Annotated in this window: 1 pseudogene; it reads left to right on the forward strand. The window is 64.2% G+C overall.

Features of this window, described 5'->3' with window-relative positions:
• Positions 1-338 (forward strand): annotated as a pseudogene (locus EN852_RS37265) (D-alanyl-D-alanine carboxypeptidase); the annotation flags it as partial.

Genomic DNA, 338 nt, shown 5'->3' on the forward strand with positions numbered 1-338 from the left:
TCCGATCTCAATCCGCGTCTGGCCATGGGCATCGGTGCTGACGGCTTCGTGGCCGGAGCGAGCGAGTCCGCCGGTTTCGGCATCGTCGGCACGGTCAGTCATAACGGCATCCGCGTCATCGCTGCGCTGAGCGGCCTGGCCAGCGATCGCGAACGCTCGGAGGAGGCGCGCAAGCTGCTCGACTGGGGATCGCGCTCGTTCCAAAAAACGGAGATCTTCGCCAAGGACGAAGTTGTCGGCGAAGCGCAAGTCTTCGGCGGCGCCAAATCCGGCGTGGCCTTGAAAGCCAAGGGGCCGGTGGACATCTTTCTGCCGATAGCCAACCGCGACAAGCTGAC

The organism is Mesorhizobium sp. M2E.F.Ca.ET.209.01.1.1, assembly GCF_004010375.2.
In the GTDB taxonomy this organism is placed as follows: domain Bacteria; phylum Pseudomonadota; class Alphaproteobacteria; order Rhizobiales; family Rhizobiaceae; genus Mesorhizobium.